This window comes from Halobium salinum (genome assembly GCF_026586625.1).
GTDB classification, from domain to species: Archaea; Halobacteriota; Halobacteria; order Halobacteriales; family Haloferacaceae; genus Halobium; species Halobium salinum.
Genome location: NZ_JAODIW010000006.1, coordinates 1,258,654 through 1,273,252, shown reverse-complemented (window position 1 = coordinate 1,273,252; position 14,599 = coordinate 1,258,654). Strand labels below are relative to the sequence as shown.

12 protein-coding genes are annotated in these 14,599 nt (G+C 68.1%); 4 read left to right on the top strand and 8 right to left on the bottom strand.

From position 1 onward, the window contains the following. Positions 1 to 91: 91 nt before the first annotated feature. Positions 92 to 448, top strand: coding sequence for an SHOCT domain-containing protein (locus N5095_RS09815; RefSeq protein ID WP_267622605.1), 357 nt, complete (start codon positions 92 to 94; stop codon positions 446 to 448). Positions 449 to 488: 40 nt separating this feature from the next. Here the strand turns inward: N5095_RS09815 and N5095_RS09810 are convergent, their stop codons facing one another. From N5095_RS09810 to N5095_RS09795, 4 genes are all read right to left on the bottom strand, one after another. Continuing rightward, entirely contained in the window at positions 489 to 1,496 is a 1,008-nt protein-coding gene (locus N5095_RS09810; RefSeq protein WP_267622603.1) for a DUF7972 family membrane protein, read from the bottom strand. A gap of 372 nt (positions 1,497 to 1,868) precedes the next feature. Next, positions 1,869 to 4,121 (bottom strand): copper-translocating P-type ATPase, encoded by a 2,253-nt coding sequence (locus tag N5095_RS09805; RefSeq protein WP_267622602.1) that lies wholly within the window; start codon positions 4,119 to 4,121, stop codon positions 1,869 to 1,871. Positions 4,122 to 4,550: 429 nt separating this feature from the next. Continuing rightward, positions 4,551 to 6,266, bottom strand: coding sequence for a glutamate--tRNA ligase (locus N5095_RS09800; RefSeq protein ID WP_267622601.1), 1,716 nt, complete (start codon positions 6,264 to 6,266; stop codon positions 4,551 to 4,553). A gap of 65 nt (positions 6,267 to 6,331) precedes the next feature. Beyond that, on the bottom strand, positions 6,332 to 6,997 hold the full coding sequence (locus N5095_RS09795) for an SDR family oxidoreductase (protein WP_267622599.1): 666 nt from the start codon (positions 6,995 to 6,997) through the stop codon (positions 6,332 to 6,334). Between the two features lie 323 nt (positions 6,998 to 7,320). Between N5095_RS09795 and N5095_RS09790 the strand changes: the two genes are divergently transcribed. Next, a complete protein-coding gene (locus N5095_RS09790; RefSeq protein ID WP_267622597.1) occupies positions 7,321 to 7,614 on the top strand; it encodes a hypothetical protein in 294 nt (97 codons plus the stop codon). Positions 7,615 to 7,987: 373 nt separating this feature from the next. Here N5095_RS09790 and N5095_RS09785 read toward each other — a convergent pair whose 3' ends face one another. After that, positions 7,988 to 10,252 carry a CDC48 family AAA ATPase gene (locus N5095_RS09785; RefSeq protein ID WP_267622596.1) on the bottom strand — a complete coding sequence of 755 codons (2,265 nt, stop codon included), beginning with the start codon at positions 10,250 to 10,252 and terminating at the stop codon, positions 7,988 to 7,990. A gap of 76 nt (positions 10,253 to 10,328) precedes the next feature. Then, entirely contained in the window at positions 10,329 to 10,580 is a 252-nt protein-coding gene (locus tag N5095_RS09780; protein WP_267622595.1) for a DUF7127 family protein, read from the bottom strand. Positions 10,581 to 10,757: 177 nt separating this feature from the next. On the opposite strand from N5095_RS09780, the gene N5095_RS09775 reads away from it, so the two are divergent. Beyond that, on the top strand, positions 10,758 to 11,588 hold the full coding sequence (locus N5095_RS09775) for an alpha/beta fold hydrolase (protein ID WP_267622594.1): 831 nt from the start codon (positions 10,758 to 10,760) through the stop codon (positions 11,586 to 11,588). A 285-nt stretch (positions 11,589 to 11,873) separates the two neighbouring features. Beyond that, a complete protein-coding gene (locus N5095_RS09770; protein ID WP_267622592.1) occupies positions 11,874 to 12,152 on the top strand; it encodes a DUF5822 domain-containing protein in 279 nt (92 codons plus the stop codon). Between the two features lie 27 nt (positions 12,153 to 12,179). Here the strand turns inward: N5095_RS09770 and surE are convergent, their stop codons facing one another. Both surE and N5095_RS09760 read right to left on the bottom strand, forming a co-directional pair. Further along, entirely contained in the window at positions 12,180 to 13,106 is a 927-nt protein-coding gene (gene surE / locus N5095_RS09765; protein ID WP_267622590.1) for a 5'/3'-nucleotidase SurE, read from the bottom strand. A gap of 329 nt (positions 13,107 to 13,435) precedes the next feature. After that, positions 13,436 to 14,575 (bottom strand): DUF63 family protein, encoded by a 1,140-nt coding sequence (locus tag N5095_RS09760; RefSeq protein ID WP_267622588.1) that lies wholly within the window; start codon positions 14,573 to 14,575, stop codon positions 13,436 to 13,438. Positions 14,576 to 14,599: the final 24 nt, after the last annotated feature.

Below are 14,599 nucleotides of genomic sequence, written 5' to 3'. Positions count from 1 at the left end.
GAGCCACCTGTCGGCCGCGTTCCTAACGCGTGGGAATTGCGCCGCGCAGTTATCCCCGACCGGATGCTATCGCTAGATAGGTGAGTAGACGATGGTAACTGCAAAGCAGCTCTTCACCTGGACCGCTGGCGGGCTCGCCCTCCTAACTGTGTTCGTGCTCGGCATGGCGGCCGCCGCCGGGAACCAGTTCAGTGGTGGCCGGTGGATGCCCCACATGTGGGGCGGCTGGATGGGGATGGGCGCCTGGGGGTTCGGCATGATGTTCGTCGGCCTCCTCTGGATGGCCCTCCTCGTCGCGCTCCCCGTGGCGCTCGTCTACTGGCTGCTCACCACGCGTGAAGCGTCCCATCCCGACTCGGCGATGGAGACCCTCCGCGAGGAGTACGCGCGAGGGGAGATAGACGAGGAGGAGTTCGAGTCTCGGCGTCGTCGGCTGTCCGGGCAGTAACGTCCCGGACTATCGGCGCCGGGCAGGAGTCGGGGGCGTGTCAGGGGTACCCCGATTCGCCCCCTGCAAAGGGAGCGACGGAGGCGTTTCGCTGTGCGACCCACGCGAGTCGGAGGACGAAGGCGAACAGCACCGCGAGCGGGGCGAACCCGGCGACCAGCGTGACGACGACGACCGGAAGCAACCCGTTCGGCTGGAGAATTCCGACTTCGACGCCGCCGTAGATGGCGAGCATCGCCGCCGTCGCGACCTCGGCCGGAATCCCGACGTACAGCATCACTCGGGAGAAGTACGACAGCTCCTTCTCGGTGTAGACGGTCCGGAAGTACTTCCGGGCGACGTCGATGTAGAGCAGGAGCTCCCGGAGCGCGTCGAGGTGCTCGCGCTGCCGGTTCGTCAGAGCGTCCCGTTCCGAGGTGAGCAAGCGGTCGATTCGACGGAGTTGACCCGCGTGATTGGTTCCGAGCGTCGCGGCGACGACCTCGAAGACGCGACTCGAGGCCGAGCGTCCATCCCCGCCCTCGCTCGAGTCGATGGTGCTAACGACGTCGTTCGCGTCTGATTCGAGGTCACCGGCCAGTTCCTCGACTTTACGGGCCAGCTCGTCGGTTCGGCCGTCGTCTCGTGTCGCCTCGGAGAGCGCCTCGGCCATCTCTGCCAGCGACTCGTGGAGACGGAGGAGGAAGTCGGCCGGCGCGACCGGACTCGCCGCGTCTCCGGTAATCCGCTCGACGTCTTCCCGGAACGCGTCCGCCTTCTCTATCCGTTCCCGGAGGTCGCCGGGCGCACCCAGTTCCCGAGAGAGGACGAGCTGGTTGATGGAGATGACCACCGTGATGAGCGTGAGGTTCCCGCCCAGTATCGCGCTGTAGAGGAAGTACATCGGGCTCGAAGGGACCGGCGTCAGAAAGCCGACCGCAGCGAGTACGAGAGAGAGGAGAGTAATCCCTCCGAGCACGTACGCCGCAACCCACAGGCGACTCGCGTCGACGAGTAGCCAACGGAAGAACCGACCCGAGAGTCCTCCGCCGTTTGTGTTCACCGTCACGACTACTCCTGCTGGTCTCGCCGTCTCAGGCGAAACTGTAGAGCGTCATCCGAACGAGCACGAAGTACGAGGTGTATCGTCGTCTCCGACACGGTACTACCCTGTACTGTTTGGACCGTCTCACGGTTTGTGGCTCAGATTCCAAAGCGGTCACTCGCCGGCGGAGACCTCGAACGCGGCCGTAATCAGCTCCCCGTCCGGCCTCGCCTGAGGGAAGCGACGGTACCGACCGTCGCTCGGGAACCGTGCGCCGAACTTCACCTCCCCGTGTCGATGCGTAGTCGTCACGTCGAAAACGAAGGCTACGTGTGAGAATGGGGTTGTCTCGGAACAGTCGTTCTTCGAGGTAGTTCGGGCCGTTCGCTCGCCCCGTCAGCCAGCCGGCCTCGCGTCGACGGCGAGACTCGGGTCGTGAGTCACGCTCTGGCTCGACTCCGCCAACTCGGTCCGGCGGAGCGTCTGTGCGTTGACCGCGACGATAACGGTCGACAGCGACATCAGCAACGCGCCGACGGCCGGGGAGAGCAGGATGCCCCACGGAGCGAGGACGCCGGCCGCGAGCGGGATGGCGAACACGTTGTAGCCGGCCGCCCACACCAGGTTCTGCTGCATCTTCCGGTAGCTCGCCCGCGAGAGGCGGATGAGGCCGACCACGTCCCGCGGGTCGTTCTGCACGAGGACGACGTCAGCGGATTCGACCGCGACGTCGGTGCCGCTCCCGATGGCGATGCCGACGTTGGCGCGAGTGAGTGCGGGCGCGTCGTTGACGCCGTCGCCGACCATCGCGACGCGCTTCCCCCGTGACTGTAGCTCGGCGATCTTCGAGTCTTTGTCCTCGGGAAGCACCTCGGCGAAGTACGTGTCGATGCCGAGGTCGGACGCGACCGCCCGGGCGACGTCCTCGGAGTCGCCGGTGAGCATCGCCACCTCGACGCCGAGGTCGTGAAGTGCCTCGATTGCGGCGCGGCTCTCCTCGCGAACGACGTCCGCGAGCGCGACCGCCGCGACAGCCTCCCCTTCGCGGACGAGGTAGACGACCGTCTGTGCGTTCGCACCCGCCTCCGAGGCGAACCGGGCGAGTTCCGGGGCCGGTTCGACGTCGAGCGCTACGAGGAGGTTCGGTCCGCCGACGTGGACCGTCTCGCCGTCGACGGTCGCGCGGACGCCTCGGCCTTTGATGGCCTCGAACGAAGTCGGTTCGGGAAGTGGGAGGCCGCGCTCGTGAGCGGCCGTCCGAATCGCTCGCGCGATGACGTGCTCCGAATCACCCTCCACGGCGGCCGTGAGCGCGAGTGCTTCGTCTTCGTCGACGCCTCCCACGGTCTCGACGGCGACGACGCCCTGTTCGCCGCGCGTGAGCGTCCCGGTCTTGTCGAACACCACGATGTCGAGTTTTCGGGCTTCCTCCATCGCGATGCGGTCGCGGACGAGCATCCCGTTCTGCGCCGCCAGCGAAGTGTTGATGGCGATGACGAGCGGAACAGCGAGACCAAGCGCGTGGGGGCAGGCGATGACCAGCACCGTCACGACGCGCTCGACGACCTCGACGTCGAACGAGACGGCGACGGTCCAGGTGACGGCGGTGACGGCAGCGGCCGCGATGGCCGCGTAGAACAGCCAGCCCGCCGCACGGTCGGCCAGTACCTGGGTTCGAGATTTGCTCGACTGTGCCTCCGCGACGAGTCGCATGATACCCGAGAGGGCGGTGTCGTCGCCGACGGCTGTGACCCGGACACGGAGGCTCCCCTCGCCGTTGATGGTGCCGGCGATGACCTCGTCGCCGCCCTCCTTCGAGACCGGCTTGGACTCGCCGGTGACCATCGCCTCGTTCACGTCGGAGTCGCCGTCCTCAACGACACCGTCGGCGGGGACGCTCCCACCGGGGCGGACCAGTACGAGGTCACCCGTCCTGAGGTCGTCGACGCGGACCTCCTCGACGCTTCCGTCCTCACCGATTCGTTCGGCGGTGTCGGGAAGCAGCGCGGCGAGTTCGTCGAGCGCACCGGAGGCCTGCCGAACCGAGCGCATCTCGATCCAGTGGCCTAGCAGCATGATGTCGACGAGCGTCGCCAGCTCCCAGAAGAAGTCCATCCCGATGGGCGTCACGACGGTCGCGAGACTGTAGGTGAACGCGACGGTGATGGCCATCGAGACGAGCGTCATCATCCCTGGCTCACGCGCCCGGACTTCGGGCACGGCCATTCGGAGGAAGGGCACCCCACCGTACGCGAAGATAACCGTGGCGAACAGCGGGCTCACCCACTCGCTCCCGGGGAACGCGGGTGCGGAGAACCCGAGCAGGCGCTGAAGCCCCTCACTGTACAGTAGGACAGGTATCGAGAGGACTACCGAGACGAAGAAGCGCCGACGGAACATCGCTTCGTGACCGGCGTGTATCCCGCCGCGTCCATCGTGTTCACCCCGGTCACCGTGGACGGCGCGTTCGTGGGAACCCTGGCCGTGGGTCGGGGCAGGGTAGCCCTCGTTCCCATCCGGTCGGCGCTGGGCCGCTGTGATTTCGCGTTCGTCCGGTCCGCCCTTGCTCGGGTCGATGCGGTCGTCGCCTGCCTCTTGATGTCGGTCGCCGCTCGTGTGGTGTGAATCGTGATTCGACGGGTCGCTCATGTGAGCACGCTCCGTCACCGCCAGCCCTCATGTCCCGGCTCGGAAACGTTCTCGCAGACGAGAACGCGCCCGTGAGCGAGTCTCCGGGACTGGTCAGTGTCGGACTTGTATACGTCTGCGCAGTTCATCTCCGTACCGGGCTCGAATCGAAAACGGATGGCTCGCGGAGTTACGAACCGAGTCCTCCGGGATGAAGCGGACTCCCGATTCGGAAGCGATGACGCTTCGACCCCCGTCGGTCAGTGTGAGCGGTCCGTAGAATCGTTCGGAGGCGAGTCGGTGTCCGTCGACACCGGTTCGGTGTCCCGAGGCGTGCGCTACGACGTGCTGCGGCCTCTCCGGACTCGCCGCCGAGGGAGTCCGAGTTACCCGAAGACTGCCGTCGAAGGCGGCGTCCGAAGTCGTCTATACAGCGACTCTGTTTCGTACTTACTTGTGCGCGAAGTACGCCACGCTCTCGTCCTCGCCGTGGTCGTCGACCCGAGCGAAGCCGATGCGCTCGAACTGCACCATCTCGTCGGCGTCGACCTCGGCGAACGCCGGTTCGGCCTCGCCTTCCACGTCGCCGTCGGGGGTGCGGAGGCGGGTCGGCACGCTCCCCTCGGCGGGCACCCAGTGGACGACCTGCACGCCCTCTTCGCGCACCGCGCTGATGTCGTCGCCGGTGTACTCGAAGGCGTCGCGGGTGTGACGCACGCAGCCGTACCCTTTGAGCCAGACACGCTCGCCGTTGGTGGGTACGTCCTCGGGTTCGACCCGCACGCCGCCGGTCACCGGGATGACGCGCGGGCCGCGGTCCTGGTGGTCGGGATGCAGCGGCGGCTTCCCTTCCTCGGGACCGCCGACGACCTGCTTGTCGACGCCGTCGCGGACGAAGAAGTAGCGATTCGCCCCGTCGTCGACCAGTTCGCGGTTGTTCGCGTAGATGGCCGACATCGATAGCTCGACGTTGCTCGTCGACGTGCCGAGTTCGATCATGGCGTCGACGATGGCCGACCCGCGGATACCCCGCCGTCGCAGGCTCTTGATGGTCGGCGCGCGCGGGTCGTCCCAGCCGGCGAGCTCCCCGCCCTCGACGAGCTCCTTGATGGTCGACGTCGACATCTTCACGTCGTACTCGTCGACCTGGACGTGACCCCAGTGGATGACCTCCGGGTACTCCCAGTCGAAGTAGTCGTAGACGAACTGCTGACGCTTCGCGGAGTCCTGCAGGTCGATGCCCCGGATGATGTGGGTGACGCCCGTGAGGTGGTCGTCGACGCCGGACTGGAAGTCGAGCATCGGCCAGCAGCGGTACTCCGCCGCTTCCTCGCGCGGGTGGGGCGTGTCTATCATCCGGAAGGCGACCCAGTCCCGGAGGGCGGGGTTCTTGTGCTCGATGTCTGTCCGGACGCGGAGCACCATCTCGCCGGCGCCGTACTCGCCGTCGACCATGGCCTCGAACTCCTCACGCGTCGTCTCCGCGTCCTTGTCGCGGTGCGGGCAGGCCTCGGCGCTGTTCTTCAGGTCCGAGAACTCCTCGCCGGAACAGGAGCAGGTGTACGCCCCGCCGAGGTCGATGAGTTCGCGCGCGTGGTCGTAGTACGTCTCCACGCGGTCGGAGGCGCGGATGACCTCGTCGGGCTCGAAGCCGAGGTACTCGATGTCCGAGAGGATGGCGTCGTAGGCGTCGAGGTCCGGGCGCTTGGTCTCCGGGTCGGTGTCGTCGAAGCGGACGACGAACGACCCGTCGTAGCGCTCCTTGTACGTCCCGATGACGGAGGGCATCCGCGCGTGGCCGATGTGCCACGGGCCGTTCGGGTTCGGCGCCTGGCGCATCCGAATCTCCTCGTACTCGCCGGCGTTCGGCAGGTCGGGGAGCGTGTGCTCGTCCTCCTGCTCCTCTTCTTCCAACTCGGCGACGAGTTCGGGGTCGAGTTCGAGGAGGCGCTCCAGCCGCTCCTCCCCGTCCATCGCGTTCACGTCGGCGACGACGCCGCCGACGACGCCCGGAATCTCGTCGCCGTGTGGCCGAAAGTCGGGGTTCTCACCCATCAGCGGCCCCATCACGGCGCCCACGTCGGCCTCGCTCTCGTACTTCACCGCGTTGAACAGCGCGTGTTTCTCCGCCTCGGTCCGCACGCGCTCGCGAAGGTCGTCGTCCATTACCCGGTCCTTTCCGGCGCGCCCTAAAAACGGGTGTGGATTCCGCGGTGGGCCCGACCCGGAACTCAGCCGTCGCTCCCGAGCGCCCGTATCGCGTCGGCGTCGTGGACGCCTCGACACGTCGGGTCGAGCGCGGCACGCAACGCCGCACGACCGACGGTCTCGACCGGGAGCGGACGGTGTTCGACCCGCCGGCCCAGCGTGTCGACCCGGTCGACGAGTGCGAACGCGCGGTCGAGGAGCCACGGGAAGTGGGGGTCGCCGGCGCCGTACACGGCACCGGAACGGAGCGCCACCGTCCGCAGGTCGAGGTCGGCGACCGACCGCTCCGCTCGGCGCTTCGCGTCGAGATACGCGTCACGCGTCCGGGGCGGTTTCGTCGCCGCCGAGAGCAGGACGAGCGCGTCGGCGCCGGCTCGCTCCGCTTCGAGGCCGACGACGACTCCGGCGTCGCCGTTGATACGCTCGAAGGTGACTCCTTCCTTCGGAGACTCCTCGACGATGCCGACCGAGTGGACGACGCTGTCGGCGTCGCGGAGCGCCCACCGCCAGCCCGCCGGGTCGAGGGCGTCACCGGCGACCCAGCGCACGCCGTCGACCCACTCACCGGCGTCCGCGGGCCGGCCGCTCCGCGAGACGCTGGTGACGCGCTCGACGGCCGAGTGGTCGACCGCGGCGCGACACGTCCGGCGGCCGATCAACCCGTTCCCGCCGACGACGAGGAGGTGCATACCGGCCGGTAGGACCGGGTCGGAAGATAGGTTTCGGCCGTCTTGCCTCGACGCGGCCCGACCGCGTACTCCCTCGCAACCCTCCGTTCCGGCCGTGACTGTCGACACCGACCGCTGGACGGAGCTAGAGGGCGCACAGCCGACGGGTACGATGCCGCGTCGTACTACCGGCCCGCGGCGCCCGAACGATAACCCTGCCGTCGGTCGCAGGTCGGGCACCGACGCGGACTGCGCCCGGATTCGTCCGGGAGCGGCGCCGCTCGCTCGGTCGCGGCGCGACCGGCAACAGCACCTACGTCGGTCGACTCCTTCGTTCGACTCGCATGAGCGATTCCGATGCAGACGGAGGCGACGTCGAAGAGATGGTGCGCAACGTCGACGGGGAGATGGCCGACCTCGCGAAGGCCGTCTCCGACGACGTACAGGAACTGCTGGACGTGGAGACGGAGTACGTCTCCTCGGAGTACGACTACGACCACGAGACCCACGAGAAAACTGCGACCGTGCGTGTCGACGTGGGGCTCGCCGACGAACTGCGCGAGCGCTACCCCGGCGTGAAACTCGGCGACAGCGGGCAGGTCGAACTCCACCTGACGGTCGACGCCGACCGGGCGTAGGCTCACCTGGTGGGGGTCACTGGAGCGAACAGCCGACACCGTTCCCGCCCGCGCGACGGCGTGCCGGACACCCGCCGTCCGTCGCGCGGCGACGCTCAGGTCACGCCGCGAGGTGGTCCCGTCCTCACTGATAACCGTTCGTCCCGGAGCGACACGACACGGTCGTCGCGGCGGGACTGAGAGCGGAAGTAGAACGGGAGGTGTCGGAGAAGTAGCCGCCGGACGTTACTGCGACAGGACTCGCGCTGACGTCGTACCGCGAGCGAGGGCCGGCAGGCCCGAACGAGCGGGTTCTCCCTCACGAAGCTCTTCTACCGGCGTGTCCGAGCGAGTGTGCATCAGCGCGCTCGCGGAGCCCTCGGCGAAGAAAGGCTCACTGGAAGGTCCGGCCGATCGCTTCCTCGCCCTCCTTCTGGACCTCGCTCTTCTTGAAGCGCTCTTCGATCTCCTCGTAGCGCTGCTTGGTCTCCTCGGTGACGCTCGCGACGACCTCGTCGAGGGCGTCCTCGAAGTGGTCCATCGTGATGCGGACGTTGCCGACGCCGCCCTCGATGTCCTCGGGGGAGACCGACTCGATGAACTCGCGGGAGGCGTTCATCGCGGCTTCGCGGGCCAGCGCCTCGATGTCGGCGCCGACGTACCCCTCGGTGCGGCGAGCGAGCTTCTCGAGGTCCACGTCGTCCGCGAGCGGCTTGTTCCGCGTGTGGACTTCGAATATCTTCCGGCGGGCCTCCTCGTCGGGCACGGGCACGTGGACGTGGCGGTCCAGCCGACCGGGCCGCAGCAGGGCGGAATCGATGAGGTCGGGACGGTTCGTGGTGGCGATGACGACCACGTCTTCGAGGGCTTCGAGTCCGTCCAACTCGGTCAGGAGCTGGGAGACGACGCGCTCGGAGACGCCCGAGTCGCCCGAGTTGCGCCCGCGCTCGGTGGCGATGGCGTCTATCTCGTCGAAGAAGATGACGGTCGGCGCGTTCTGGCGGGCCTTCTTGAATATCTCGCGGACGCCTTTCTCTGACTCCCCGACGAACTTGTTGAGCAGTTCGGGCCCCTTCACCGAGATGAAGTTGGACTCGGACTCGTTGGCGACGGCCTTCGCCAGCAGGGTCTTCCCCGTGCCGGGCGGGCCGTACATCAGCACGCCCTTCGCGGCGTCCATGTCCATCGCCTGGAACACCTCGGGGTAGTCGAGCGGCCACTGGATGGTCTCGCGGAGGCGTTTCTTCGTCCCTTCGAGGCCGCCGACGTCCTCCCAAGTGACGTTCGGCACCTCGACGAACACCTCGCGGAGCGCGGAGGGCTCGATACCCTTCATCGCCTCCTTGAAGTCGTCGTCGGTGACCTGCAGGGCGTCGAGTACGTCGGCGTCGATTTCGTCGGCCTCGAGGTCGATTTCGGGGCGGATACGCCGCAGGGCGTTCATCGCCCCCTCCTTGGCGAGGGACTCGAGGTCGGCGCCGACGAACCCGTGCGTGCTGTCGGCGTACTCGTCGAGGTTCACCGAGTCCGCGAGCGGCATGTTCCGCGTGTGGACCTGCATGATTTCCTTGCGGCCCTCACGGTCGGGGACGCCGATTTCGATTTCGCGGTCGAAGCGGCCGCCGCGACGGAGCGCGGGGTCGATGGCGTCGATGCGGTTGGTCGCGCCGATGACGACGACCTGCCCGCGCTCCTCCAGCCCGTCCATCAGGCTGAGTAGTTGGGCGACGACCCGGCGCTCCACGTCGCCGCCGGCCTCTTCGCGCTTGGCGGCGATGGAGTCCAGCTCGTCCATGAAGACGATGGCCGGGGCGTTCTCCGTGGCCTCCTCGAAGATATCGCGGAGTTGCTCCTCGGACTCCCCGTAGTACTTCGACATGATCTCGGGGCCCGAGATGGTGTGGAAGGAGGCGTCTATCTCGTTGGCGACGGCCTTCGCGATGAGCGTCTTCCCCGTGCCGGGCGGCCCGTGGAGGAGGACGCCCTTCGGCGGCTCGATGCCGAGGCGCTTGAACAGTTCCGGGTGGCGCATCGGCAGTTCGATCATCTCGCGGACCTGCTCGAGTTCGCCTTCGAGGCCGCCGATGTCCTCGTAGGTCACGTCGGGACCGTCGCCGGTGGCGCCGCTCGGGGCGCCGCGAATCTGCTCGGCGGGCTTCTCGCTGATCTGCACGTCGGTGGAGTCGTTGATGACGACCGTTCCGCTGGGTTTCGTCTTCGCGATTTTGAGGGGGACGGACTGGCTCTGGGAGGCCATGAAGCCGAAGCCGAACGGAATCTGGACGGACTGGCCCTTCGTGACGGGCTGACCCGAGAGCTTGTCGCGGATGTGCGGACCGACGTTGCCCGAGATGCGGAGGTTCTGCGGGAGGGCGATGACGACCTCCTCGGCGGGCTTGACGTCGGCCTTCTCGACGGACACCTTGTCGTCGATGCCGACGTTCGCCTGCTGACGGAGTCGGCCGTCGATGCGGACGACGCCGCTGCCGTCGTCTTCGGGGTAGCCCGGCCAGACGCGGGCGATGGCGGTGCCTTCCTTGCCTTCGATGCGGATGAAGTCGCCTCCGGTCAGACCGAGTTCGTCGGCGGCCTGCCGGTCGATCGCGGCCAGTCCGCGGCCGGCGTCCTTCTGTTTGAGGGGTTTGACGGTGAGTTTCATGACTGAATAATCGGAATCCGGGTCGGAGACGCGACGGGACGTTTACAGGTCAGGTCGGTCGTCGCCGACGTCGTGGTTATCTGCTACCGGTTATGGTGAGCACGCCGTTTCGCATAAGCACTTCCGCCTCGGCACCGGGGAGTTCGAACTCGAACTCGGCCTCGGCCTCGTCTTCGCGCTCGACGACGACGATCGCCGTCGACCCGACCACGTCGACATCGACACGGTCGTCCGCGACGCCGAGGTCGCCCGCGACGACCCACTGGTCGTCGTACTCGTAGCGACGGAGGAAACGCTCGTCGGGATTGGCGAACTGCTGGAGACTCATACTATACCTAACCCTAAGTTAGGGTCCGAAGAATATAAATCTTCGCTAGCGTAATCGGGTGACGGCGTCCGGTCAGACTTCGTTCGGTAGAATAGCGGTTCGGGGTTGGCTGGTGGGTTCAGTCGCTCGGTTCGGTGACCCGTGGTCTCTTTGCACTCCCACCCCGTCGGTCGTGGCATGGACGGGGTCACACACCACGGACGGCGGACGGTCTACCGACGGTTCGACAGATCGGGAGGGGACGATGGGGACGGCGAGGACACGGGCGACCGGGACGGGAACGGCGGGAGCGAACCGGGGGCGATGCTCTGCATCCACGGGAGCGGCGGGTCGAGCGGGGTCTGGAAGGCCCAGTCGCGGCTGGCCGACCGGCGGCCGGTCGTCGCGCTGGACCTGAGCGGTCACGGCGAGAGCGAGGACGTGGACGCCGACCCCGGGTACGGCTGTCTCTCCGCTTACGCCGACGACGTCGTCGCGGTCGCCCGCGAGACCGACGCGCGCGTACTCGTCGGCAACTCCCTCGGCGGAGCGGTCGCGATGACCGTCGCGCTCGAACGCGGCGGCGATCTCGACCTCGACGGACTCGTCCTCGCCGGCACCGGCGCGCGACTGGCCGTCCTCGACGACCTGCTCCACTGGCTGGAGGGCGACTTCGAACGCGCCGTCGAGTTCCTACACGCGCCCGACCGGCTGTTCCACGACCCCGACGAGCGGTATCTGTCGGAGTCCCGAGAGGCGATGTTGGAGGCCGGGCAGGCTGTGACGAGTCGGGACTTCCACACCTGCCACGTGTTCGACGTTCGGGACCGCCTCGGCGACGTCGACGTGCCGGCCCTGGCGGTCGTCGGCGAGCACGACCAACTCACGCCGCCGTACTACCACGAGTTCCTCGCCGAGGAGATGCCGGACTGCGACCTCGCCGTCGTCGAGGACGCCGCCCACCTCGCCATGGTCGAACAGCCGGAGGCGTTCAACGCCGCGCTGGAGGAGTTCTTCGAGCGGTTGTGACGGACCGAGCGCAGAGAGCGGTCATCCGCCGCTGGCGACCTACCGACCATCCGATAGGGTGGGGCTCCGGAAGGGGCCGGCTTCTGGACGACGCACGCCGACGCAAGGACCGCAGGAGCGAACGCAGTGAGCGACGAGGACCACAGCGAGACGCGCGAGTCCAGAAGTCGGGGCTTCCGAGACACTGCACCGTCCGGCTCGCAGTCGCACCGGAACCGGTGATGGTCCAGAAGTAATGGAAGCCGAAACCGGCACGCCTTAGCCGCCGGCGCCGAACACGCATCCGTGCAACCCGTCGAGCGAACCGACCCGGACGGCGTCGACTTCGGCTGGGTGATGCAGACGACGTTCGTCCTCACCATCGTCGTCGGCGCCCCCGTCGTCGCCCTCCTCTCGATGGCCGTCGAGCTCTCCTCGTGGGGCCAGTGGGCCTCCTTCGCGGTCCGCGTCGGCGCCGCGGTCTGGTTCGTCACCGCCGTCGCGACCTACCTCTACGCGCGGCGCCGGGAGGCCCGAGAGGATGCCCCCGACGCGGCAGAGGTCGCCGACGCCGGCGACGACTGACTCGCCTTTCTTCTCGCGCACCGCCAATCAACCGAGGTCGACGTCCTCGACCAGCCCCGCGAGCGTCGCCGAGTCGAGGTGTTCGTGGCCGACCGACAGCGGCGAGACGCTGACCGCGCCGTCCATCATCGCGACGCGGTCGCCGTCCTCCGGGTAGCGGTGGCGGTGTTCCTCCGCGCCGGGGAAGGGGTTCTCGAACCCCTCGATGTGGGGCCAGGAGCGATCGACGAGTCGGACGGCACGTTCGTCTTCGTCGCTCGCGCTCCCCCTGTCCTCCTCGCTCTCCGACACCGACTCCCCGCCGTCTGCAGCCTCGAAGCTCACGCGCTGGCCGTAGTCGGCGACGGGCCGGGTGACCCGCGTCCCGGTCGGCTCGGCGTCGACGGGTGCGTTGAGGTTCAACACGTCCACCTCGTCGAAGACGCCCGATTCGAGCCCCCTCTCGACGAACCGGCGGGCGACCCGAGCCGGTCGGTTGAAGTCGTACTGCTCCGCGTCGGGGTGGAACAGCTCGGTGTGGTAGGCGGAGACGGCGACGGCGGGGACGCCGAGGAAAGCGGCCTCGATGCCGGCGCCGACCGTCCCGGAGCGGCCGACGACGTAGTTGCCGGCGTTCGGGCCGTCGTTGACGCCGGAGACGACCACGTCGAAGGGGTGCGTCGCGGTGCCGTCGACGTCGACGCCGGGCGCCTCGATGTCGTCGTCGGCCAGGCCGCCGCCGAGACCGAACGCGACGCAGTCGGCTGGCGTCCCCGCCAGCGCGTACCCCCACGGGTGCTCGCGGACGGTGGCGCGGCCGTTGCGCGTGCGGCCGACGCCGCTCTGGTTCGTCGCGGGCGCGACGACCGTCACCTCGCCGAGCGCGGAGAGTTCCTCGTACAGCGATGCGATGCCCGGAGCGTCGATTCCGTCGTCGTTGGTGACGAGGATGCGCGGCTCGCTCGTGTCGCTCATTCGTCCGGTGGTGGGCGGTGGGTCGGCTAAGTGCTGTCGGATACGTTCCTGGGAGAGGCTCGGTGCGATACTGACTCATCCGAGTCTGTGACCCTCGGAAGCCCCCGACCTCTCGACTCCGGGGCCTCGCGGTGCTCCTCGGCTCACTCGCTCCGCTCGCTCGCCTGTGGTGCTTGCGTCGGCCGCGTTCGTCGGGAGGTCGGCCCCTTCCGGAGTCCCGCCCTGGCGGCTGGTTCGCCGTCGTCGCTAGTGGTCGCTCGGCTGTCGTCGTCGTGACGACTGTTCGGCCGGTCGTCAGTCTATCGAAAACAGCCGAAATCGAGCCGCCGTCAGACGCCGAACGTCGCGCGGAGCATGTCCCGGGTGCCGGGGCCGAGACCGACGGCGACGATGGCGACCAGCATGAGGATGGTGTAGCGCGGCGACTCCTCGAAGACGGTGTCGTCGAACAGCCAGACGACCGCGGTGGCGGCCACGAGCTTGATGAGCAGGAACGGCCACGCGTCGCCCGTCACCGCGAGAATCGACTGGGGGAGGACGGAGCCGGTGAAGTCCACGACGAACTGGTTGACGGGGTGTTTCGGCACGAGGTTCCGGCCGGCGTTCAGCGCCGGCATGAAGTCGAGGCCGACCACGTTGGCGACGCCGTCGACGGCGTGGCCCCAGAGGACGACGAAGCCGATGAGGCCGGTGCCGGCGTTTATCTCGGGTTTGAACTCCTCGATGAGCCACCACGTCGCCGCGGCGGAGGCGGTCGCCCCGAGGAGGACGACGACGAGCACCTGCGGGTAGAACTCGACGCCCTGCGCGTCCGTGACCGCGAGCACGAGCAGGTAGCCCACACAGAGGCCGACGAGGGCGGTTCCGACGCCGGCGAGCGGGCGGACGTAGTCGTCGATGGCGCCGTTCCGGTCCGCCCACACCGTCGCGACGACCGCCGCGAGGGTGATGAAGAAGACGGTGAAGTAGATGACCGGACTGATGACGAACGTGTTCAGCGGGTAGGATATCAGCGCCTCGCCCGCCGGAATCGCGTCGTTCGCGTCCTCGACGACGCGCAGGGCGCCCCCGAAGAACATGAACGGGACGAGCGCGAAGAAGAACGGGCGGTCCTCGCCGATCTCCAGTTTGCGCAGGAGGAGCACGACGCCCATCAACGCGATGAGGAGTGTGACGACGTAGCCCGCCTCGGAGACGAGGGTGTAGCCCGGGTAGGCGACCGGCTCCGCGGCGGCCGCACAGGCGTCCGCGCTCCGGAGGTACGACACCTGTCCGGCGTCGATGACCGCGCAGGTCGCCGAGTTGGCGTCGGCCTGCACGGGGCCCCAGAAGTAGTGCCAGAGGAATCCGTCCCAGACGATACGCGGGAAGAGTACCGAGCCACCGACGAGGGCGGCGAGGAGGGCGAGCACCGTCACGCCCCAGAGCCGCTCGGGCTCCATGCCGACGCGCTCAGCGACCGTTGCCATACCCCGAACGCCGTCTGCGGAGCG

Bases quoted from the DNA above. Each gene is read 5' to 3' on its own strand.
- N5095_RS09815 (WP_267622605.1), top strand. From the start codon at position 92: ATGGTAACTGCAAAGCAGCTCTTCACCTGGACCGCTGGCGGGCTCGCC.
- N5095_RS09805 (WP_267622602.1), bottom strand. From the start codon at position 4,121: ATGAGCGACCCGTCGAATCACGATTCACACCACACGAGCGGCGACCGA.
- N5095_RS09800 (WP_267622601.1), bottom strand. From the start codon at position 6,266: ATGGACGACGACCTTCGCGAGCGCGTGCGGACCGAGGCGGAGAAACAC.
- N5095_RS09795 (WP_267622599.1), bottom strand. From the start codon at position 6,997: ATGCACCTCCTCGTCGTCGGCGGGAACGGGTTGATCGGCCGCCGGACG.
- N5095_RS09790 (WP_267622597.1), top strand. From the start codon at position 7,321: ATGAGCGATTCCGATGCAGACGGAGGCGACGTCGAAGAGATGGTGCGC.
- N5095_RS09785 (WP_267622596.1), bottom strand. From the start codon at position 10,252: ATGAAACTCACCGTCAAACCCCTCAAACAGAAGGACGCCGGCCGCGGA.
- N5095_RS09780 (WP_267622595.1), bottom strand. From the start codon at position 10,580: ATGAGTCTCCAGCAGTTCGCCAATCCCGACGAGCGTTTCCTCCGTCGC.
- N5095_RS09775 (WP_267622594.1), top strand. From the start codon at position 10,758: ATGGACGGGGTCACACACCACGGACGGCGGACGGTCTACCGACGGTTC.
- surE (WP_267622590.1), bottom strand. From the start codon at position 13,106: ATGAGCGACACGAGCGAGCCGCGCATCCTCGTCACCAACGACGACGGA.
- N5095_RS09760 (WP_267622588.1), bottom strand. From the start codon at position 14,575: ATGGCAACGGTCGCTGAGCGCGTCGGCATGGAGCCCGAGCGGCTCTGG.